At 42.3% G+C, this 25,538-nt stretch carries 2 protein-coding genes and 1 CRISPR repeat array; both genes read right to left on the bottom strand.

From position 1 onward, the window contains the following. Positions 1-126: 126 nt before the first annotated feature. Complete coding sequence (locus SAPGRDRAFT_RS17030) at positions 127-450, bottom strand: hypothetical protein (protein ID WP_156001984.1); 324 nt, start codon at positions 448-450, stop codon at positions 127-129. A gap of 72 nt (positions 451-522) precedes the next feature. Next, positions 523-2,424: a hypothetical protein gene (locus tag SAPGRDRAFT_RS23630; protein ID WP_253271359.1), complete on the bottom strand. Its 1,902-nt coding sequence runs from the start codon at positions 2,422-2,424 to the stop codon at positions 523-525. Between the two features lie 1,599 nt (positions 2,425-4,023). Beyond that, positions 4,024-25,243: direct repeats of the CRISPR family, unit length 36 nt; unit sequence GTTTCAATGCTGCTTCGCCTGCAATGGGTTTAGTAT. Between the last annotated feature and the right edge of the window lie 295 nt (positions 25,244-25,538).

The raw sequence follows: 25,538 nt of genomic DNA, 5'->3' as shown, positions 1-25,538 counted from the left end.
AGGGCCGAGCGAACAGCGAGCTGCCGAACGTAGCGCCCGCCGAAGGCGGGAGGCCCCAAATGCCAATCAATACAGATGGGGCTACTAAAATGAACTGTGCTACGAGCACAGAAGCACACTACACCCTTACTCATACCTTTTGTATATTGATTTTTTATTTACAGTATCATATTTTACAGAATTAAAAGGCTTTTTAATATCAAAGCTATCATATAAATACACTCTTCTATTTACATCAAACTCATAATTAAACTTATACTTTTTCCTGCCGTTAAACTTCCCATATAAAACAAAGGTATTACCTGCACAAATCAATGAATCTGGAATCGAGTTAGAGTTCAAATTAGACTGAAGAACAATAAATTCACTTCCAAACTTCCATTCCTCAAATCCATCAACATATCCCTTCATTCTAACTTCTATATGATTCTGACAAGATACAATATTCATCACTACCAATAAAACAAACAATTTCACGCTACATCTCACTATGAATATGTTCAACTTTTTCACTTTATTTTTTTATTTAGTTACATCATCTGTACTCTCCATCTCTTCTCTTACAACTTCGTTATTCTCAGGATTTATTTCTATTGTGCTTGCTCTAAAGCTTCTCTGTTCCACATTGAGCAAGATAGGTGCATCTCCCTTCCTCTGTTGTAAAACGGCATTAAACAAGGTCATTTGATTGTTGCTGGGTTCATTAGGGTTTGAAGTATTACATATGCCAAAGCAGCCTGCTGATCCTGCAACGTTGTTAAACCTTTGAAGTGGCAACCGGCCACGACGACTATAAACACCACCAACATGAATAAGTACTCCTGATGCTTCATTAGCATTCCTTCTAAGTGGGGGATTTATTGATGCGGATGCAGGATTATCCATTGCAGGTAAAGTTGACTCCCCTTCTAATGTTTTTATCCTATATGCAGGAGCATCCATTGATATAAAATTATTAGGAAACGGCGCAGGAGGATAGCCACTTTGATAGTCTTGCTCTAAAATATACTGGTTTTCTCCCCTAGGCTCAAAATTTACAGTTTCCGCTATAACATTACCACTCGATGTTTCACCAGTTTTTGCAAAAGCATCTCTAGTCACCCCAAATGTCCCTTTGTAGGATGGGTCTTCAGTATCCGTAACCGTCATTTTGTAAACATCAACGGTAACAATATTTTCTCCTTCACTTCTAATTACTTGCATCTGCGTTTTCCCTATTACACTATTTGTAATCGTAACAATAGCCGTATCTCCTTTTATATCTACTTTGGTTATTGGATTACATTCGAAAGCTACATAGGGAGAAAAAGACACATTAAATCTTGGGTCTAAATTCCATCTGCGAGTAGTGCGACTATTATATTGCCAATACAAAGCAGTAGTATGTCCCTCTGCAATATCAGGATCCTCCTCTTGCCCATTAAACCCAAAACGATACACCTCCCCACTCACAAACTTGCGCCCAGGCATTTCCCATCCAAATGGGTAGTATAGGCTTGCCGAAGAAACCTGCGCCAGATAATAATCTGCCTGTCCAGTTTGGCTGCTGTCTTGGCCCAAAGATTTATCGCTGACCGTAGCCAGTACGTTGCCTAAATGGTTGGAGAGCTCGTAGCGGCGGCGGCCCAGCTCTAGTTGCTGGTAGCTGCTTTGCGCCAAAGCCGTTTTGAGCAGGCTCCCAGCAGGCAAGCCAACGGCCCCCGACTCATCCCGATACCTTAAAGCTAAGGTTTTTTTCAAGATTCCCAAACGGGCCGAGCCATATAAATGCAGCTCCTCTAAATAAAGACTATCTCTATCTCCAACTACAGCTATATCCGCTTCATTAAACTGATAAACCGCCAGCACATTCCCCTGCGGGTCACGGACATAATACTGTCCCTCCGATCGAATATCTACAGGACCATCTACATACAATTTCTTTTTGGCCAAGCGGTTGCCCATGGGGTCGTACTCATACTTCAAGGCATCAGGACCCGCCTTGCCCGCCTCAAAACGAACCTCTTGCACCTTGCCTTGTACGTTCCAAACTATCTCCTCAATCTGCTCCGAGCTATCTCGAACCAAATTGCCGATTTCGTCATACACATAGTTCTGTGAATACAAAGCTACGGCCCCATCCTGTCCTGGCTGACTAGTCAAATCGCCCACCGTCGACGCCCCTACGCCATCCGTCACATACTGCAATTGGTTGTTATACAACTGCCCGATAGCTTGGCTAGAAACCTCTGGCAATTGTGCAGGATCAACATCATAAGTATAATGATAGCTTAAATCATCTATCTGCTGACCCGCTGCATAACGCGATAAACTCAAGATATTTCCATTCGCATCATAGCTATATGATGACTGTGCTTCACAATCTCCTATAGCGCATCTTTTTGTCCAATCTGTTCCACCATAAGAATACCCTTCTGAACTCACAATCCGATGCAACTGATCATACTGATACGCAGCAGCATAGGTTTTTGGGGCCTGCCGCCTTTGGCGGCCGGGCTGTTTCGCAGCTCGCTCTTCGCTCGGCCCTTCGGCGCTTTCAGCGCCTTGGTCTGGCCTAACGGCCACTGCTGCCCATCCCTAGGCCTGCGGCGGCTTCCGCCCCTGCTAGCTGTGGCTGCAGGTTGAACCAGCAGCCATACAACAACCCCATTCTGTATCTATAGTGCTGAGAGGATTAAAATCCTCTACCGCTTTGAACAAGGGTTATTTTTTCTTCGGTAGTTTGTTTTTATCCCCCATAAATTTCATAATACCCCTAGGGCCAAGGCCCTAGGCTAACTAAAAAATTGTCATCCCCTCATTCGAGGGGATTTTCTGTTCCACTAGGCTCCATCAGCAAACAAGGGCTTTAGCCCGCCCGTTTGCATAGACCCGCAACCATGGGCTTTAGCCAGCCCATGGTTGCAGAACTGCCTAGCCACTAAAAGACGCTTTCTTTATCTTTCCTTTTTCAAAAACTCCCAAGAAAAAGTTGAGGGACTAATAAAAAGCCGCAGGACAGAAAAACCTAATACCTCCTTTTCATATAAAGAACTTCTTATCTATTCTCTCTCCCATAAAACCCAAGAAAAAGTTGAGGGACTAATGAAAATTATCTCCATATGGCTTCCTGCTCGGCTGCCTAGGGACAAGCCCCTAGGCTAGCTTTTTCAGACAGCCCTCTAAAGAGGGCCTTTGGATATGGCCCTTCTCTGCAAAAGCAGATGAGCAAGGCCGTAAATCATAATTTGAGGCCCTTTAGGGCTGACTCCATTAGGTTAGCCTAAGCGATGAATGGTATTTTATCATCCCTGTAGGTTAAAACCCACAGCAACAAAAGAGACCAAACTTAGCCCAATAAATATGAGCCGATGGTTGAAACCATCGGCCCATATCATTTATAGCAAACAAGGGCTTTAGCCCGCCCGTTTGCATAGACCCGCAAGCATGGGCTTTAGCCCATGGCCGCAAAACAAGTCCGCACAAAAAATCAGGGGTAAAAACAATTGCTATGCTTACCGCCCTGGGCTGAAGCCCTGGGTTGTTGCCTGAGCGAAGAGCGGACTAAAGTCCTTGTTCGCTTTTTCTACTTATAGCTTTCCATTAAGCTTCGGCCCAAAACTACCCAGCCACTAAAAGACACTTTCTTTATCTCTCCTTTTTTCAAAACTCCCAAGAAAAAGTTGAGGGACTAATGAAAAGCCGAAGAACCGAAAAACCTAATACCTCCTTTCCATATAAAAACTTCTTATCTACGCCCTCTCCCGAAAAAAAACCAGAAAAAGTTGAGGGACTAATAAAGGATAGCATTCAAAATCTTGTGTGCGCCCTTTTTGCTGCCTAGGGACAAGCCCCTAGGCTAGCTTTTTCAGACAGCCCTCTAAAGAGGGCCTTTGGATATGGCCCTTCTCTGCAAAAGCAGATGAGCAAGGCTAGCTATGTCAGCAGTTGAGGCCCTTTAGGGCTGACTCCATAGGGTTAGCCTAGGGGCTTGTCCCTAGGCGATGAATTGCAGGCGGGCACACTAAATTTGGGCAGTTCGCTGTTTCAATGCTGCTTCGCCTGCAATGGGTTTAGTATGTAAGGTTTTTAAACACCCTACTTCATATTTAGCCCAGTTTCAATGCTGCTTCGCCTGCAATGGGTTTAGTATTTTTTCAGCTACAACCTTAACAAAAGAATTTTCAAGAGTTTCAATGCTGCTTCGCCTGCAATGGGTTTAGTATCTACCATCTACCACATTCTACTGTCTATATGGTAGAGTTTCAATGCTGCTTCGCCTGCAATGGGTTTAGTATATTGTACCAATTACAAAGTAACTAGATTTTACAGTTTCAATGCTGCTTCGCCTGCAATGGGTTTAGTATACACACTTGCTGCTGATAGCCTGCGGGCTAGGCAAGTTTCAATGCTGCTTCGCCTGCAATGGGTTTAGTATGTGGCGCTCAAAAGGCTCTTTGGCTTAATGCCGGAGTTTCAATGCTGCTTCGCCTGCAATGGGTTTAGTATTAGTTAAAAAGGCTGGTGGCCTTGACATCAGTGCGTTTCAATGCTGCTTCGCCTGCAATGGGTTTAGTATTCCTTCAGGATTTTCCTGAATGGGGCTGGAAGGAGAGTTTCAATGCTGCTTCGCCTGCAATGGGTTTAGTATAAAGGCGGCCGGATTGATGATAATTTTTTTTCCGTTTCAATGCTGCTTCGCCTGCAATGGGTTTAGTATGGTGTAAGACCACTCTCTCAATTACCCTTGTAACCAGTTTCAATGCTGCTTCGCCTGCAATGGGTTTAGTATATGGCTATCGACCATTTTGAAAGCCTCACAGAGGAGTTTCAATGCTGCTTCGCCTGCAATGGGTTTAGTATGCAACGGCCCGTTTATACTTGTCAGAGTTATTGAGGTTTCAATGCTGCTTCGCCTGCAATGGGTTTAGTATCCCTTATAACCAAACTAAGGACGGCCCCAAACAAAGTTTCAATGCTGCTTCGCCTGCAATGGGTTTAGTATGAGCGGTCATCAGGCGCTAACGATGGCGATGGCAGTTTCAATGCTGCTTCGCCTGCAATGGGTTTAGTATCTTAAACCAAATTGATTATGGGATTTGCACCAAAGGTTTCAATGCTGCTTCGCCTGCAATGGGTTTAGTATGTGACCCTTGCTGGGTTCTATTTTATATCACTCAAGTTTCAATGCTGCTTCGCCTGCAATGGGTTTAGTATTAGGCTAAAGACATTTGACTGGCTGATGCCTAAGTTTCAATGCTGCTTCGCCTGCAATGGGTTTAGTATAGGCTAGGCATTCTTAGTGAAGCCCTGCACTCCAAGTTTCAATGCTGCTTCGCCTGCAATGGGTTTAGTATGTTGAATTTGACCTCCTAGAGATAATTGAGGATCGTTTCAATGCTGCTTCGCCTGCAATGGGTTTAGTATGCTATCACAGAAAACCAAAGGCTTTCAAGCACAGGTTTCAATGCTGCTTCGCCTGCAATGGGTTTAGTATTTCGCAAACTTGCGAAATTTAGGGCTTTTCGCCACTGGTTTCAATGCTGCTTCGCCTGCAATGGGTTTAGTATAAAAATTGGCCCTTAGTTCAGCCAGTAGTTCGGCGTTTCAATGCTGCTTCGCCTGCAATGGGTTTAGTATTGGAGAACTCAAAGTCTTCTGAATTGGATAAGCGGTGTTTCAATGCTGCTTCGCCTGCAATGGGTTTAGTATTTCTTTATGCTATCGAGTATGCTAAATACGACGCTAGTTTCAATGCTGCTTCGCCTGCAATGGGTTTAGTATACAGTGAGACAATTACAATTAAATTAACTTAAACTGTTTCAATGCTGCTTCGCCTGCAATGGGTTTAGTATTGGTGTAAATGATAGCTACCAATTTGAATCACGCTGTTTCAATGCTGCTTCGCCTGCAATGGGTTTAGTATATCAATAATAATATAGTCGAACGTCATACCTCTGTTTCAATGCTGCTTCGCCTGCAATGGGTTTAGTATTTCAGATTCAGCTTCCATAATGAACTTAGTGATGTTTCAATGCTGCTTCGCCTGCAATGGGTTTAGTATAAACTTTTGTAACGCCTCCGTCAGATTTTAAAGGCAGTTTCAATGCTGCTTCGCCTGCAATGGGTTTAGTATGTCATAAACACTACATTGAAATCAAATTCTTTCAAGTTTCAATGCTGCTTCGCCTGCAATGGGTTTAGTATTCGACCATGCTAGGTTATTAGTACGCCAGCTAATGGTTTCAATGCTGCTTCGCCTGCAATGGGTTTAGTATCGGGAAATCTAGATGAACTAATCTCCTTGGTGGAGGTTTCAATGCTGCTTCGCCTGCAATGGGTTTAGTATTTACAAAAATCTCCAGCAAAGATTTTCAAGTAAATAGTTTCAATGCTGCTTCGCCTGCAATGGGTTTAGTATAGCCACCCTATTAACCAGCAAAATCAGTTCTATTAGCCGTTTCAATGCTGCTTCGCCTGCAATGGGTTTAGTATAAGTCCCGCCTGATCGGGTTGATTGGTTTGTGGCGTTTCAATGCTGCTTCGCCTGCAATGGGTTTAGTATAAGTTACTCCTTTATTTTCGTTCATCGTCTTCTTGTTTCAATGCTGCTTCGCCTGCAATGGGTTTAGTATAGGCCTTGAAAAACAAATCAAAAAACAAGTGCGTAAAAGTTTCAATGCTGCTTCGCCTGCAATGGGTTTAGTATTGTCCTTCAAGAGGGGGTCAAAGACACTGAGATGACGTTTCAATGCTGCTTCGCCTGCAATGGGTTTAGTATGTAGTATTCTACAAGCTTTCGGGCCGATCTGGAGAGTTTCAATGCTGCTTCGCCTGCAATGGGTTTAGTATAAAATCACTTTGCAGCCTATCGCAACTACTTGGGTTGTTTCAATGCTGCTTCGCCTGCAATGGGTTTAGTATTTTGAAGTGGTTGTTCCTATGCTGTTTAGTTGGGCTGTTTCAATGCTGCTTCGCCTGCAATGGGTTTAGTATCCCATGACAAATAAACACAAAAGACATTAGTCGGCGTTTCAATGCTGCTTCGCCTGCAATGGGTTTAGTATAACCATTAAAAAAACTGATGTCTCAAATATAGAACGTTTCAATGCTGCTTCGCCTGCAATGGGTTTAGTATTGACCTGCCTGATCATAGAGGGGGGGAAAGCGTTGTTTCAATGCTGCTTCGCCTGCAATGGGTTTAGTATAGCGTAAAGATCTTATTGCTCCCAATACTGGGAAGTTTCAATGCTGCTTCGCCTGCAATGGGTTTAGTATTTTAAAATCATCAAGGGTGTAAAAGTCTAGTTGATGTTTCAATGCTGCTTCGCCTGCAATGGGTTTAGTATTTAGAGTGTTAGTTTGATGTCAAGGTCTTTTGGTTTGTTTCAATGCTGCTTCGCCTGCAATGGGTTTAGTATACAAAACAGACAAGAAAAAACTTGTCAAATTTATCCTGTTTCAATGCTGCTTCGCCTGCAATGGGTTTAGTATACTCTGAATATAAATGATATCCACAAAACAATGGCATGTTTCAATGCTGCTTCGCCTGCAATGGGTTTAGTATCTAGATATAGTAGGCGATGAATAAGCCATCATAAGTTTCAATGCTGCTTCGCCTGCAATGGGTTTAGTATGCCTTTCGGCGGCATTAAATACCAATACCAATACGTTTCAATGCTGCTTCGCCTGCAATGGGTTTAGTATCAGTATTCCCTCGTGGTCCATTTGTCGAGATACAGTTTCAATGCTGCTTCGCCTGCAATGGGTTTAGTATAATGAAAAACAGCGGCGTCAAGTCGATGCTAAGCAGTTTCAATGCTGCTTCGCCTGCAATGGGTTTAGTATTAAAAACAAAATCTTATGAAAACGACCACAGTAGTTTCAATGCTGCTTCGCCTGCAATGGGTTTAGTATAGAGCTCATTAAGTCTCGAAAGCACCCTAACTGGGTGTTTCAATGCTGCTTCGCCTGCAATGGGTTTAGTATCTTTGGGGGTTTTGGCCTCTAAAAAAAATATAGAAAGTTTCAATGCTGCTTCGCCTGCAATGGGTTTAGTATGAGGAGGCCTTCAAGGCTAAGCCCCGCCACTTGGAGTTTCAATGCTGCTTCGCCTGCAATGGGTTTAGTATTCTGTTCGGAGCAAGTCTCCACGGCTCCAAAAATGGTTTCAATGCTGCTTCGCCTGCAATGGGTTTAGTATGAGGAGGCCTTCAAGGCTAAGCCCCGCCACTTGGAGTTTCAATGCTGCTTCGCCTGCAATGGGTTTAGTATACAAAGCTACTCCTATTAGTGCCGCTTCATCCGTGTTTCAATGCTGCTTCGCCTGCAATGGGTTTAGTATACAAAAAAAAGTCCTATCATTTTTTGCACAAAAAGTTTCAATGCTGCTTCGCCTGCAATGGGTTTAGTATATTCCATAGCATGTTTCACATAACCCTCAATCAAGGGTTTCAATGCTGCTTCGCCTGCAATGGGTTTAGTATGGGCATCTTGGACAAAAAAATAAATGCCATGAATAGTTTCAATGCTGCTTCGCCTGCAATGGGTTTAGTATTTAAAGTAAGTTTCTAGTTTAGAAGTACTGGTTGTAGTTTCAATGCTGCTTCGCCTGCAATGGGTTTAGTATATAGGAGAGTGCCGAATTACTCTTACAATACCTGCTGTTTCAATGCTGCTTCGCCTGCAATGGGTTTAGTATAAATGATGTAAAAATTGGAGAGTTAGTTCTTTTAGTTTCAATGCTGCTTCGCCTGCAATGGGTTTAGTATAACAATGATGCAGCACATCTTCATGGGAAAGCCTAGTTTCAATGCTGCTTCGCCTGCAATGGGTTTAGTATTCTACGCCTCCGAAGTGACAACACCAGTTCTGGTGTTTCAATGCTGCTTCGCCTGCAATGGGTTTAGTATTTTGGCTGCTAAAATAAAATCTAGCATTTCCAAGTTTCAATGCTGCTTCGCCTGCAATGGGTTTAGTATCAAAACAAATTTCAAAATGATTTTCCAACATTATATGTTTCAATGCTGCTTCGCCTGCAATGGGTTTAGTATTACCACTACCTAGAGTTTCTGCAAACGAAGAAATTGTTTCAATGCTGCTTCGCCTGCAATGGGTTTAGTATACAATAGGGTGGGGAGTTAGGTTTACGATCTGAGGTTTCAATGCTGCTTCGCCTGCAATGGGTTTAGTATTTTGAAATGAACTCGTCAACGAGTTCGCAATAATTGTTTCAATGCTGCTTCGCCTGCAATGGGTTTAGTATGTATTCAGCATCTGTAGGAAACTGTCCGTGAAGTTTCAATGCTGCTTCGCCTGCAATGGGTTTAGTATAACTTTAAAAACAAAAAATGATCTCATTTAAAACTTATGTTTCAATGCTGCTTCGCCTGCAATGGGTTTAGTATAGATAATATTTTTATTCTGAAAAATATGCGAAATAGTTTCAATGCTGCTTCGCCTGCAATGGGTTTAGTATAAGCATGATGCGTACATAAGCGTACACATCATAGTTTCAATGCTGCTTCGCCTGCAATGGGTTTAGTATACACTAATCCCTTTTAGGGAATATATCTATTAAAGTTTCAATGCTGCTTCGCCTGCAATGGGTTTAGTATATTACTGGATAGATCAAGCATTTCTATTAAAAACAGTTTCAATGCTGCTTCGCCTGCAATGGGTTTAGTATATTTTACTCAAAACATCAACAAACTATTTAATGTGTTTCAATGCTGCTTCGCCTGCAATGGGTTTAGTATCGCTAAAGATAGTTAGCGTACTAGTTAGGAATAGGGTTTCAATGCTGCTTCGCCTGCAATGGGTTTAGTATCTTTCCAGAGCAAGAACAAGAGAGCAGCCCAAAGGTTTCAATGCTGCTTCGCCTGCAATGGGTTTAGTATCAATTGCAGACGAAGAATCTGCACAAACCTCTACAGTTTCAATGCTGCTTCGCCTGCAATGGGTTTAGTATAGCAGTAGCAACGGATAAAGGATCACGCCCTAAGCGTGTTTCAATGCTGCTTCGCCTGCAATGGGTTTAGTATATTACTTACAACTGATCCTGGGTTTGTTCATAAAGCGTTTCAATGCTGCTTCGCCTGCAATGGGTTTAGTATTTTTATTCTGAAAAATATGCGAAATAATTTTCAGAGTTTCAATGCTGCTTCGCCTGCAATGGGTTTAGTATACAGAAAACTATATGTCTTACCTAGAACAGTTTAAAGTTTCAATGCTGCTTCGCCTGCAATGGGTTTAGTATTCTCAGAGTTTCAAACTCTGAAAATGAATTAATACGAAGTTTCAATGCTGCTTCGCCTGCAATGGGTTTAGTATTTAGTTTCTTCAATCTATATGAGGCCATCAAGGCGTTTCAATGCTGCTTCGCCTGCAATGGGTTTAGTATCCAATACTACTCCGGTAGTAGATCAATCAGCAGAGTTTCAATGCTGCTTCGCCTGCAATGGGTTTAGTATAAACAAAGCGCATTTGAAGCGCCTAAAGGCTGGGAGTTTCAATGCTGCTTCGCCTGCAATGGGTTTAGTATTTACCTCTAACTGAGGCTACTACAAATAATCCTGGTTTCAATGCTGCTTCGCCTGCAATGGGTTTAGTATACGCTTGATAGGGATAAAACGAATAGTCTCGCCATGTTTCAATGCTGCTTCGCCTGCAATGGGTTTAGTATGCTTAGTTACCGTGTAGGTAGCCGAGCCCTTGTAAGTTTCAATGCTGCTTCGCCTGCAATGGGTTTAGTATATAGCTTCCTTACCCCTATAAGCATAATCAATGAGTTTCAATGCTGCTTCGCCTGCAATGGGTTTAGTATTGAACTATTAGAAGATACAGCGGACTATTTAGAGTTTCAATGCTGCTTCGCCTGCAATGGGTTTAGTATGCCTATATATAAATTATTCACCCGTCTCTTGGTAGTTTCAATGCTGCTTCGCCTGCAATGGGTTTAGTATATTTCTTCGCAACTAAAATAAAAACTATGTTGCAGTTTCAATGCTGCTTCGCCTGCAATGGGTTTAGTATGGAGTAGTTGTTAAGGCGAAGTATAACTTCTTCGTTGTTTCAATGCTGCTTCGCCTGCAATGGGTTTAGTATAACATCCATCTATTAGAATCTATAGCCGATGCGAGTTTCAATGCTGCTTCGCCTGCAATGGGTTTAGTATTTAGCTCCAGCAGAGTAAATAGCTAGCGTACCAGGTTTCAATGCTGCTTCGCCTGCAATGGGTTTAGTATAGTAAAGTATAGACTTTTTTAATAAGTGGGTTATTGTTTCAATGCTGCTTCGCCTGCAATGGGTTTAGTATTTAGAAACTATGTGAAACTGCTTCTTCAATTTACAGTTTCAATGCTGCTTCGCCTGCAATGGGTTTAGTATATAAAAAATTTTATTGAATTTATTGAAAAATCTCAGTTTCAATGCTGCTTCGCCTGCAATGGGTTTAGTATCCTCTTCAGCAAAAGCCATGAAAAATTCTATAGTGTTTCAATGCTGCTTCGCCTGCAATGGGTTTAGTATATAACCTTCTCCTGTTATTTTTTCTTCTACCTCGTTTCAATGCTGCTTCGCCTGCAATGGGTTTAGTATAGGAGGTTGGGTACTTTTTTAATTACTATTTAAAAAGTTTCAATGCTGCTTCGCCTGCAATGGGTTTAGTATAAATTCTTCTGGAAGGCTTTGGATTTACGTGGACAAGTTTCAATGCTGCTTCGCCTGCAATGGGTTTAGTATTAGAGGAAAGTGGGATTCTCTTTTTGGTTAAAGGAGTTTCAATGCTGCTTCGCCTGCAATGGGTTTAGTATCTAATATCCAACACTTTCCATTGCGGTCTTTAGGTTTCAATGCTGCTTCGCCTGCAATGGGTTTAGTATCAAAAATTGCAAGATGCTTCTGGAAGACATCTAAAGTTTCAATGCTGCTTCGCCTGCAATGGGTTTAGTATTTTCGCCGTTTCCCTGGCCTTTCAGGCTACTACTGTTTCAATGCTGCTTCGCCTGCAATGGGTTTAGTATCTCCCTGGGTAGCATCGTAAACCCAAAACTTTCCGTTGTTTCAATGCTGCTTCGCCTGCAATGGGTTTAGTATTTCTTTGCTGGCCTGCTGGCTGGTGCGGGTAACCTAGTTTCAATGCTGCTTCGCCTGCAATGGGTTTAGTATTTAGTGACTTCTATGATTAGTTTAAGGATATTTGTTTCAATGCTGCTTCGCCTGCAATGGGTTTAGTATTATCGAGTCTTTGGACAGTTGTTGCATTTATATGTTTCAATGCTGCTTCGCCTGCAATGGGTTTAGTATGTATTCTATTGCTTCTTCATAGGAGCTTAATGTGTTTCAATGCTGCTTCGCCTGCAATGGGTTTAGTATTGTGAACCCTGTTTTGGCTGCACAAGATGGTGTTGTTTCAATGCTGCTTCGCCTGCAATGGGTTTAGTATAAAAGCTTCTTCTGCAGCGTCTGTACCAATTTGAGCGTTTCAATGCTGCTTCGCCTGCAATGGGTTTAGTATAGGCGATGTAGAGTATACACTGTCTAAGTACTGTCAAGTTTCAATGCTGCTTCGCCTGCAATGGGTTTAGTATTATCAGCACCTTCAAGTAGTCTCATTTTGAGAGCTGTTTCAATGCTGCTTCGCCTGCAATGGGTTTAGTATCGTAGCGGCTACATCATCAAAGCCTATCAATAGAATGTTTCAATGCTGCTTCGCCTGCAATGGGTTTAGTATAATGCTAATTTAATAGCTTTAACTACTTCATTGTTTCAATGCTGCTTCGCCTGCAATGGGTTTAGTATAAATTATTGTACTCTTCTCCTAAAGGACGCACATGTTTCAATGCTGCTTCGCCTGCAATGGGTTTAGTATGACTGGCGAGGTGGTACTTACCGAAGCCCAGCAAGGTTTCAATGCTGCTTCGCCTGCAATGGGTTTAGTATATCCAGAGTCAGGAAGACTCTGAGATGTACTACGATGTTTCAATGCTGCTTCGCCTGCAATGGGTTTAGTATAAAGAATGAATAAAAGCGAAGTTATTTATTGGGAAAGTTTCAATGCTGCTTCGCCTGCAATGGGTTTAGTATCGATTTTTACGCCTACAATAGAATTTAAACAATTGTTTCAATGCTGCTTCGCCTGCAATGGGTTTAGTATATTGATTTGGCGAAGCCCCGAAAGCTTACTTCTGTTTCAATGCTGCTTCGCCTGCAATGGGTTTAGTATGTTAAAGTTTAATAGTAGATTTGCCGCCTTTGTGGCTGTTTCAATGCTGCTTCGCCTGCAATGGGTTTAGTATTAGTTTTTAACCTTTTGTCCTCTGCCATTCGAGCGTTTCAATGCTGCTTCGCCTGCAATGGGTTTAGTATTTAGCATTCAAAAATAGAAAAACATGAGTAAAGGTTTCAATGCTGCTTCGCCTGCAATGGGTTTAGTATAAAACAAATATCGGAATTAAAGCTGAGACTTCAAAACAGTTTCAATGCTGCTTCGCCTGCAATGGGTTTAGTATTTTTAAAAGCCTTTATAACCCCCGTTATAGTGTCGTTTCAATGCTGCTTCGCCTGCAATGGGTTTAGTATATGGGGTTTTTGACCGTCTTACGCTCTGTAATTACTGTTTCAATGCTGCTTCGCCTGCAATGGGTTTAGTATACTTATCAAAATCACTGTAACGATTCATAACTAAATGTTTCAATGCTGCTTCGCCTGCAATGGGTTTAGTATGACACTATTCGTCTTGTGTTTTTGTGCCCTGCTGTTTCAATGCTGCTTCGCCTGCAATGGGTTTAGTATTTCCCTTCAGTGAATTATGAAGGGGAGGGTTTGCAGTTTCAATGCTGCTTCGCCTGCAATGGGTTTAGTATACTGGAGGCAACGCCTCCTGTTTGCTTTCGCCCAGGGTTTCAATGCTGCTTCGCCTGCAATGGGTTTAGTATTATGGGCTAAAATCAGCAAAAACACAAAACAAGTGTTTCAATGCTGCTTCGCCTGCAATGGGTTTAGTATTCAAATACTAAGCCAAGACAGGTAGAATTAGCTCTCGTTTCAATGCTGCTTCGCCTGCAATGGGTTTAGTATTTCTCTACGGTTGTTATCAGATTGATCCATCAAGGTTTCAATGCTGCTTCGCCTGCAATGGGTTTAGTATTTCTAAACACTTGGCACTTCCACAAACTAAAACTTAAGTTTCAATGCTGCTTCGCCTGCAATGGGTTTAGTATCCTATATCGAAGGGGTTTGTGGAATAGGTACAATGAGTTTCAATGCTGCTTCGCCTGCAATGGGTTTAGTATAGTTCTTGAGCCCCTGTAATTGCAGGCACACGCAGTTTCAATGCTGCTTCGCCTGCAATGGGTTTAGTATAGGTCTTCTTTGCGCTGTCCTTTGGCTTGCTCAATCGTTTCAATGCTGCTTCGCCTGCAATGGGTTTAGTATTTAAAATAATAAGCCAATTATAAGCAATTAACAAGTTTCAATGCTGCTTCGCCTGCAATGGGTTTAGTATAATAATAATAGCGCTATTCAAAAAGCAGGAAGTAGTTTCAATGCTGCTTCGCCTGCAATGGGTTTAGTATTCGGTGGTTCGGCTTTTTTTGTCCTTTTTTTAGCGGTTTCAATGCTGCTTCGCCTGCAATGGGTTTAGTATGTCTACGCCCTCGAGGAATAGCACCGCAACTTGGAGTTTCAATGCTGCTTCGCCTGCAATGGGTTTAGTATATATTGGTAGGGGCTTTTTTTGTGCGCTGGCATAGGTTTCAATGCTGCTTCGCCTGCAATGGGTTTAGTATTGGACTTCGTCCAATACATGTACGACCAAGATTACTTGGAGTTTCAATGCTGCTTCGCCTGCAATGGGTTTAGTATAAAAGCATAAAGGAATATAAGGCAATGTACTTCTGTTTCAATGCTGCTTCGCCTGCAATGGGTTTAGTATTGAACAAGCATATTACGTAGATAGCCAAAGTGAAGTTTCAATGCTGCTTCGCCTGCAATGGGTTTAGTATTTTTCTCTCTTTCTTACGTCTTTGCTAGAATAGGTTTCAATGCTGCTTCGCCTGCAATGGGTTTAGTATTAAGTACTTCTTTAACACTTTTATCCAACTGAGAGAGTTTCAATGCTGCTTCGCCTGCAATGGGTTTAGTATATGCTATCTAGTGGATTAGGCATGGTGTCTAAGGCGTTTCAATGCTGCTTCGCCTGCAATGGGTTTAGTATTGCTGATGCAGAATTGGCAGAGAGCGAAAGAGAAGTTTCAATGCTGCTTCGCCTGCAATGGGTTTAGTATACTTTTCTCAAATACGCATAACGAGCGTATAGATCTAGTTTCAATGCTGCTTCGCCTGCAATGGGTTTAGTATAGTCTTAGCTTCAGCCCTTGGGCCCGCCAGCAAAGGTTTCAATGCTGCTTCGCCTGCAATGGGTTTAGTATTAAGCTATTTTTTACGGAATTTGCAGTTTATCCAAGTTTCAATGCTGCTTCGCCTGCAATGGGTTTAGTATAGTACAAAGGTGGCGAATTTCTACTAACTGAAGAACGTTTCAATGCTGCTTCGCCTGCAATGGGTTTAGTATCGTCACAAGCTGAGCGTAAAAAGGCTAAAAAGGACTGTTTCAATGCTGCTTCGCCTGCAATGGGTTTAGTATATGGGTTTGCCTGAAGAAGACGCTAAGTCCCTTGGTTTCAATGCTGCTTCGCCTGCAATGGGTTTAGTATTGCAGTTAGCCCTCAAATAAACAAGCTTATTATGGCTGTTTCAATGCTGCTTCGCCTGCAATGGGTTTAGTATAGTAAGGGCTGCTTATAGTAGGATTAAATTTGACGTTTCAATGCTGCTTCGCCTGCAATGGGTTTAGTATCTTCGCCTTTAGAATAAGCCGTCCCGCATCGCCGTTTCAATGCTGCTTCGCCTGCAATGGGTTTAGTATTGACCTAAAAGAGCTTATAAAAAATATTCAAAAGTTTCAATGCTGCTTCGCCTGCAATGGGTTTAGTATTTTAAATAGTTCGTCTTTAGTAAAAGAGCCTAAGTGTTTCAATGCTGCTTCGCCTGCAATGGGTTTAGTATAGCTCCATCAGCGTATACTCCAAGTACTGTAGGGTGTTTCAATGCTGCTTCGCCTGCAATGGGTTTAGTATAAAAAAAGAACAAAAATAATAGTAATGAGCGAAAAGGTTTCAATGCTGCTTCGCCTGCAATGGGTTTAGTATACTGAAAGTAACTTTTAGCCTGCTTTCAAGGCTGTTTCAATGCTGCTTCGCCTGCAATGGGTTTAGTATAATTAAACAAGGTCTACTTGTGCCAAAAGTAAATCGGTTTCAATGCTGCTTCGCCTGCAATGGGTTTAGTATTTGTCGCTGTCTAAAATAAAAGTAATCTTTGGGGCGGTTTCAATGCTGCTTCGCCTGCAATGGGTTTAGTATTGTCTACACTATTAACGGGCTTAAATGTTTTAGGGGCGTTTCAATGCTGCTTCGCCTGCAATGGGTTTAGTATAGCAGTGATTTGGAATTTTGCTTCTGGAAAAGCTTGTTTCAATGCTGCTTCGCCTGCAATGGGTTTAGTATAAGCAGAATCCCTGCTTTGGAACCAGCCGTTCGAGGTTTCAATGCTGCTTCGCCTGCAATGGGTTTAGTATTATGAGAAGGGCGAATATTTACCTTCAGATGAACAGTTTCAATGCTGCTTCGCCTGCAATGGGTTTAGTATTCAGAGAGATTGTCTCCCTTACCCTTCTCGCACATGTTTCAATGCTGCTTCGCCTGCAATGGGTTTAGTATGATACTGTATATATCGTATCTGGTTTTGTTTTGGCAGGTTTCAATGCTGCTTCGCCTGCAATGGGTTTAGTATAGATCTAAGCGCCTCAAAGCTCCTTTAAAAGGGCGTTTCAATGCTGCTTCGCCTGCAATGGGTTTAGTATTTGCCAAAAACCAACTATTTAACCCTAACGATGTAGTTTCAATGCTGCTTCGCCTGCAATGGGTTTAGTATAAATATCAAATCTGGTTTTGGCGGTATGCTCCAAACAGTTTCAATGCTGCTTCGCCTGCAATGGGTTTAGTATTTGCAAATCTTCCTTGGACTGCATCGCATTAGCGTTTCAATGCTGCTTCGCCTGCAATGGGTTTAGTATAAGCCCAGATAGAGGCCCAGATTTCAAGGGAAATAGTTTCAATGCTGCTTCGCCTGCAATGGGTTTAGTATAAGTTCCTACAAAGAGAACTTTTAAAAAAGAAGAGGTTTCAATGCTGCTTCGCCTGCAATGGGTTTAGTATTTGACTTCACGCTAATTCCAGATATTGGCGGCGATGTGTTTCAATGCTGCTTCGCCTGCAATGGGTTTAGTATAAATATTGAGGGCTTGCCCCAAAGCTTAAAGGACGTTTCAATGCTGCTTCGCCTGCAATGGGTTTAGTATTAATTTACCTCCCACCCCTCCCTCTAACTTATTTGTTTCAATGCTGCTTCGCCTGCAATGGGTTTAGTATATTACTGTGAAAATTACTTGATTTCTCATAATTGTTTCAATGCTGCTTCGCCTGCAATGGGTTTAGTATATAATAAATAGAGCATACCTTGCCCTGATTTTTGTTTCAATGCTGCTTCGCCTGCAATGGGTTTAGTATTCATTAAATCGGACGATGTAGTATGTCTTTTCTTCGTTTCAATGCTGCTTCGCCTGCAATGGGTTTAGTATTAACCTAATCGACTTTCAACCCTCTTTGTGGTCTTGTTTCAATGCTGCTTCGCCTGCAATGGGTTTAGTATCAAATGTTAATGGCTATCCGTAGGGCTGAAAAAGGTTTCAATGCTGCTTCGCCTGCAATGGGTTTAGTATAAATTGTATCGGTTGGTAATGAGTTGGTTGTACAGTTTCAATGCTGCTTCGCCTGCAATGGGTTTAGTATATGGAGAAAATAGAACTTTACATGTTTATGTAGATGATGTTTCAATGCTGCTTCGCCTGCAATGGGTTTAGTATATCTTTGGGCTATGGTGCTTTAGTCCGTTCTTTAGTTTCAATGCTGCTTCGCCTGCAATGGGTTTAGTATGCTGGTCTTCTTTGGCGGAGTATTGCTCCGCTAATGGTTTCAATGCTGCTTCGCCTGCAATGGGTTTAGTATGAAAGCGGCGCTCCCCTTGGTGGCAACCATCCCGTTTCAATGCTGCTTCGCCTGCAATGGGTTTAGTATGCTTTTACGGCCTTTGCCCGTTAATAGTAGCAAAAGTTTCAATGCTGCTTCGCCTGCAATGGGTTTAGTATAAATCTCCCGAAAACGGGAAAGGCATAAAAAAATGTTTCAATGCTGCTTCGCCTGCAATGGGTTTAGTATAAAAAAACATTCCACACAGAATATTTGTGTGGAAGTTTCAATGCTGCTTCGCCTGCAATGGGTTTAGTATAAGAAGTATAATAACATTCTTATGTTTAGTAAAAAGTTTCAATGCTGCTTCGCCTGCAATGGGTTTAGTATCTTTAGCCGTTCTAGTTTCTGGCCTTCCATTGCGGTTTCAATGCTGCTTCGCCTGCAATGGGTTTAGTATGCAATCGGCTAAAGACTGTAAAGGCTTAAACGGCTGTTTCAATGCTGCTTCGCCTGCAATGGGTTTAGTATCAAAGTGATTAAAAGGGCAACTGGTGGTTTACAGTTTCAATGCTGCTTCGCCTGCAATGGGTTTAGTATTTATAAGCAAAGTGGTATTGAAAATAGAAACGTGTTTCAATGCTGCTTCGCCTGCAATGGGTTTAGTATTTTAATCAAAAAAATATAATCAAAGAAAATGTTACGTTTCAATGCTGCTTCGCCTGCAATGGGTTTAGTATAGCACGTCGCCTTTCTTGGCGGCGTCGGATTTCGTTTCAATGCTGCTTCGCCTGCAATGGGTTTAGTATTCAATGCCAATTCGCTACTCATTGAGGCGGCTGGTATGTTTCAATGCTGCTTCGCCTGCAATGGGTTTAGTATTCAAGATGAAGACGCTAAAAGCCTTGGCTAAGGAGTTTCAATGCTGCTTCGCCTGCAATGGGTTTAGTATCCAGAACCTAGATACTATTTGGCCCGAAGATTTAGTTTCAATGCTGCTTCGCCTGCAATGGGTTTAGTATCTAAGTTTTTTTAATTGTGTTAAGGTGATTATTAGTTTCAATGCTGCTTCGCCTGCAATGGGTTTAGTATAAACTCCGCAACTGGAATCTTTACGTAGTTGGGTTTCAATGCTGCTTCGCCTGCAATGGGTTTAGTATTACATTAACTACTTGTCCCGAATGGGGAATAAGGGCAGTTTCAATGCTGCTTCGCCTGCAATGGGTTTAGTATAATCAGGTCTATACGATCAAGCGCTGCATCGCCTGCGTTTCAATGCTGCTTCGCCTGCAATGGGTTTAGTATCTCACTCTTAGAAGAGTTGAAGCGCTTCGCTTTTGTTTCAATGCTGCTTCGCCTGCAATGGGTTTAGTATTTCGTAATCTCTCAAAAAATCAAATAGAGTGAAGTTTCAATGCTGCTTCGCCTGCAATGGGTTTAGTATGCAGACGCCATAGACGACTGCTGGTTCCTGCGCAGTTTCAATGCTGCTTCGCCTGCAATGGGTTTAGTATAGAAGTTTTCGCCAAAACCTTCCCCAACCTATGGGAGTTTCAATGCTGCTTCGCCTGCAATGGGTTTAGTATATTTCACCTTGGAAAATTACGCCAAAATATTCAGCGGTTTCAATGCTGCTTCGCCTGCAATGGGTTTAGTATCTAGATCAAAAAGAGTTCGAACAAATGTTCGAAAAGTTTCAATGCTGCTTCGCCTGCAATGGGTTTAGTATAATGTTTTTTTTATGAGTGTTTATTAACTGTAAAGTTTCAATGCTGCTTCGCCTGCAATGGGTTTAGTATTTTCGCACTTTTGGTCTACAAGCTCTTCCAGCGAAGTTTCAATGCTGCTTCGCCTGCAATGGGTTTAGTATCCGTTCCAATGAAAGTAGATATTCGCTTGCATCTGTTTCAATGCTGCTTCGCCTGCAATGGGTTTAGTATATTGAGTTCAAGATTGGCAGCCGAAAATGGCTTGTGTTTCAATGCTGCTTCGCCTGCAATGGGTTTAGTATTAAATATGGGGCTAATTAGTAAGGAGACTTACAAAAAAGTTTCAATGCTGCTTCGCCTGCAATGGGTTTAGTATTACGAAGAAGAGGAGGCAAATATCTTCTACAAAAGTTTCAATGCTGCTTCGCCTGCAATGGGTTTAGTATTCTTATCGGACACCCACATGGACAAGGTCTGTGGAGTTTCAATGCTGCTTCGCCTGCAATGGGTTTAGTATATCATGAAGAGATAGGACTATTTTAACATCGTTAAAGTTTCAATGCTGCTTCGCCTGCAATGGGTTTAGTATTGGTTATATCAGTGAAATTGATAGTGGAAAAGGTAGTTTCAATGCTGCTTCGCCTGCAATGGGTTTAGTATGTGTTTTTGACTGTGGGAGCGTCTTCTCTTGAGACTGTTTCAATGCTGCTTCGCCTGCAATGGGTTTAGTATTCCTGCTTTAGCTTGTCTAATTCGCTTTTAGACAAGTTTCAATGCTGCTTCGCCTGCAATGGGTTTAGTATGCATATAATGAGTGACAAACTAAAGTTCACGATAAAGTTTCAATGCTGCTTCGCCTGCAATGGGTTTAGTATAATTAAGGAGAACCCAAACTTGAGCGGTGTGGATGTTTCAATGCTGCTTCGCCTGCAATGGGTTTAGTATGCAGACCGAGGGCCGCTATTATATATGGGTACAAAAAAGTTTCAATGCTGCTTCGCCTGCAATGGGTTTAGTATGGGAGGTGTGTGTGTTGAGCACAACCCACCGATAGTTTCAATGCTGCTTCGCCTGCAATGGGTTTAGTATTCTTACTGTTGAGTTTAAAAATGAGGGCCATAAAGTTTCAATGCTGCTTCGCCTGCAATGGGTTTAGTATCCTCAGAAAAAATGATGTCTTTCTTATCTGGTGCTAAAGTTTCAATGCTGCTTCGCCTGCAATGGGTTTAGTATTCCAATGTCTTTTCGATTTTATCTAATTTATCGTTAGTTTCAATGCTGCTTCGCCTGCAATGGGTTTAGTATAATTTAACCCCGTCCCCTTGGCTTTGGCGAAGTAGTTTCAATGCTGCTTCGCCTGCAATGGGTTTAGTATAGTATTGGATAACCACTAATACTAGATTCTATGCCTAGTTTCAATGCTGCTTCGCCTGCAATGGGTTTAGTATAAAATATCTCTATTTAGCATTCTAGCTTGGTAGGTTTCAATGCTGCTTCGCCTGCAATGGGTTTAGTATTGCTTAGCTCCATACCTAGGCGGGTTAGCGGTCCAAGTTTCAATGCTGCTTCGCCTGCAATGGGTTTAGTATAAGGGCAATTGCAGTTCGACCTTTGGGGGGTTGAGTTTCAATGCTGCTTCGCCTGCAATGGGTTTAGTATACAAGTCCAGGTGTCCGAACTTTAAAATTGCCTTGTTTCAATGCTGCTTCGCCTGCAATGGGTTTAGTATATCCACAGCCCGCAAATAGCGGGCTTTTTTATTGGTTTCAATGCTGCTTCGCCTGCAATGGGTTTAGTATATACAGTTTCCGAACTCAAGCAGCTATTGAAGTGTTTCAATGCTGCTTCGCCTGCAATGGGTTTAGTATTCCCACATGTCTTGTAAGCTAACTAAAATAAGTCATGTTTCAATGCTGCTTCGCCTGCAATGGGTTTAGTATCACAATCTTCTACTGCTAGAGATTCTGCATAAAGGTTTCAATGCTGCTTCGCCTGCAATGGGTTTAGTATACATGGCCTATAAAAATAACAACTAGGTCGTCTCGTTTCAATGCTGCTTCGCCTGCAATGGGTTTAGTATTTTAGTAATGCACCGTACGCCTCGTCACGCTTACGGTTTCAATGCTGCTTCGCCTGCAATGGGTTTAGTATTCCTCCACAGCCTGTAGAACGTTTATTAAGGATGTTTCAATGCTGCTTCGCCTGCAATGGGTTTAGTATATAGATCTTTTTTGCAATTTCTTCAATTCTTTGTTTTTGTTTCAATGCTGCTTCGCCTGCAATGGGTTTAGTATTAGGGAAAACCACAGCCGACCTCGGCAACTGGATGTTTCAATGCTGCTTCGCCTGCAATGGGTTTAGTATATGTATTATTTTAATGGTTGAAATTTAATAAGGTGTTTCAATGCTGCTTCGCCTGCAATGGGTTTAGTATGCCAATATTTTGCAACAATCGGAACCAATGGAATGTTTCAATGCTGCTTCGCCTGCAATGGGTTTAGTATCAAATTGGCCTCCTGTTCCTCCCGTGCCTTGGGTGTTTCAATGCTGCTTCGCCTGCAATGGGTTTAGTATATTTTCACTCCACCCCGTAGGCAAAGAAAAAGACAGTTTCAATGCTGCTTCGCCTGCAATGGGTTTAGTATAATAGAACTTTATGAATAACTTATTTACGGCGGCGTTTCAATGCTGCTTCGCCTGCAATGGGTTTAGTATATAGCTTGCAAAGCAGCGTTGTAAGGCTCAATGCAGGTTTCAATGCTGCTTCGCCTGCAATGGGTTTAGTATATAGAACACTATTCGTCTTGTATTTTTGTGCCCTGTTTCAATGCTGCTTCGCCTGCAATGGGTTTAGTATAAAGAAAGGAGCTAGATTGCGGGTTCGAGCTTAGGTTTCAATGCTGCTTCGCCTGCAATGGGTTTAGTATCCGTACTGGTAGTATTTACGCTGCAATCGGCTGTGTTTCAATGCTGCTTCGCCTGCAATGGGTTTAGTATCTTTCTCCTTTTACCTTTTGGACGGTAAGTAGAGTTTCAATGCTGCTTCGCCTGCAATGGGTTTAGTATTAATATTTTATTATTCTTTGATAAAGGCTTTTCAGTTTCAATGCTGCTTCGCCTGCAATGGGTTTAGTATAATTAAGCGATAAACCTGCCATATTACAATTGGAGTTTCAATGCTGCTTCGCCTGCAATGGGTTTAGTATAAGCCATGGATCAAAGTATAGTCCAGGTCTCCGAAAGGTTTCAATGCTGCTTCGCCTGCAATGGGTTTAGTATTGGAGCTACATGTATTATTGTGGAGGTATAGAAAGTTTCAATGCTGCTTCGCCTGCAATGGGTTTAGTATATATTGCGAAGCCATTCCAAAGTGTTTTTTCCGGTTTCAATGCTGCTTCGCCTGCAATGGGTTTAGTATTAAAAATAATTTCGTTCAATTCTTCAGGGGTTAATGTTTCAATGCTGCTTCGCCTGCAATGGGTTTAGTATTTTATATGCGTTAAATTATTGGATAATTGGGCCCGGTTTCAATGCTGCTTCGCCTGCAATGGGTTTAGTATCTAACGGGCTAAGGCGTGAAATCTTGGCCATAGAGGTTTCAATGCTGCTTCGCCTGCAATGGGTTTAGTATTGTGGGGCTTTTTTACTTTATTGCGACAGACAAGTTTCAATGCTGCTTCGCCTGCAATGGGTTTAGTATGCTTCTGGTCGCATTATCGTCAATCCAGTAGGGAGTTTCAATGCTGCTTCGCCTGCAATGGGTTTAGTATATAATCATTGATGGCTTAACCGCAAAAAATGCTGGTGTTTCAATGCTGCTTCGCCTGCAATGGGTTTAGTATGAGATAATCCCGGGAGTTCAATGGGCTAACCCACGTTTCAATGCTGCTTCGCCTGCAATGGGTTTAGTATTTTATTACGCAAGTGGCGATAAGCTGCTTTGTAGCGTTTCAATGCTGCTTCGCCTGCAATGGGTTTAGTATCGTATTTACGGATTTGCGGCCAGTTCTGCGACAGTGTTTCAATGCTGCTTCGCCTGCAATGGGTTTAGTATCGGCCAAAGGGTTTAAATAATTATCAAATTGATAATCGTTTCAATGCTGCTTCGCCTGCAATGGGTTTAGTATTGGACAGTCAAAGAGCTAGAAAAAAGCTTTTTGGTGTTTCAATGCTGCTTCGCCTGCAATGGGTTTAGTATGAAGTACAAAATAGATGCTCGCTTCAACAAAAAAGTTTCAATGCTGCTTCGCCTGCAATGGGTTTAGTATACAGGAGTATTTAACAGGTATTCATGAGCTGAGTGTTTCAATGCTGCTTCGCCTGCAATGGGTTTAGTATGCAGCCAGTTGAGGTTTAAATCTGGATAAACAAAGGTTTCAATGCTGCTTCGCCTGCAATGGGTTTAGTATACAGAGGCCATGATCTTTGCGGCTTCATCTACGGTTTCAATGCTGCTTCGCCTGCAATGGGTTTAGTATTCTGGGTTACTAGCCAGTAATAGATTGGTTTTATGTTTCAATGCTGCTTCGCCTGCAATGGGTTTAGTATCTTTGTATCGTGGCCAGGAATTTCCAACAGTTCGCGAGTTTCAATGCTGCTTCGCCTGCAATGGGTTTAGTATGCGGCTTTGCGGATCTTCTTGGCTTCTGCCGTGATCGTTTCAATGCTGCTTCGCCTGCAATGGGTTTAGTATAAACTGGCCTTTCATCTTCGGCCAATGCTGGCGGTTTCAATGCTGCTTCGCCTGCAATGGGTTTAGTATCGGCATTAGTGGCTGCAGGTTCTTTATTGATAAAAGGTTTCAATGCTGCTTCGCCTGCAATGGGTTTAGTATAGCAACAACAACCTAGACCTCAAGTATGATCTGGGAGTTTCAATGCTGCTTCGCCTGCAATGGGTTTAGTATAACGTAAAAGAACAAAATACCAAAGCCTTCAGGCGTTTCAATGCTGCTTCGCCTGCAATGGGTTTAGTATTGGAGTAAATTTTTGGAGCCCGACACGGAACGACGTTTCAATGCTGCTTCGCCTGCAATGGGTTTAGTATTTATAAAGTACATAGCCCATCTGGGGTAGTTCTGTCGTTTCAATGCTGCTTCGCCTGCAATGGGTTTAGTATTTTAGTTTCTCTTGCCAGCTAGGCGACTGCGGGGTTTCAATGCTGCTTCGCCTGCAATGGGTTTAGTATTCCAGTTTGCTATCTGGCACTTGGTGCTCGCTGAGGTTTCAATGCTGCTTCGCCTGCAATGGGTTTAGTATATAATAGGAGCTGTATTGATAGCGGGGCTTTTAGTTTCAATGCTGCTTCGCCTGCAATGGGTTTAGTATTAAAAATATAAAGTATAAGTAAAATGTTTACACTGTTTCAATGCTGCTTCGCCTGCAATGGGTTTAGTATATAAATCCCAAAAATAACTAGTTCCGTCCATTTGTTTCAATGCTGCTTCGCCTGCAATGGGTTTAGTATAGCAAAACTATCATATAATTTAAAAAGCCATAAGAACGCTAGCACCGACATTAGAGGCATGTAACCCCAGAATATACCGCAAAGCCCCCAAACACCTTTTTTTCATTTTAAGAAAGTTTTAAGATTTAGATTCGCCCTCCTCTTAACGCTAATTTCTGCCACAATATAAAACTTCTCCCCTACACTTCCTAATTTAATTTCAGCCCCTTTTTCCGCGACCTACAGGCGGCAAAGCCGCCGCAGGCCAAAGGCCAAATGAAAGCCCTGCCACTTCTATCCTTTGCTTTAATTTCCT

It is taken from the genome of Saprospira grandis DSM 2844 (assembly GCF_000275825.1).
Classification (GTDB): Bacteria; Bacteroidota; Bacteroidia; order Chitinophagales; family Saprospiraceae; genus Saprospira; species Saprospira grandis_A.
Note: the sequence above shows the minus strand (reverse complement) of the source record. Positions and strands in the feature narration are given on the sequence as shown.

Bases quoted from the DNA above. Each gene is read 5' to 3' on its own strand.
- SAPGRDRAFT_RS17030 (WP_156001984.1), bottom strand. From the start codon at position 450: ATGAATATTGTATCTTGTCAGAATCATATAGAAGTTAGAATGAAGGGA.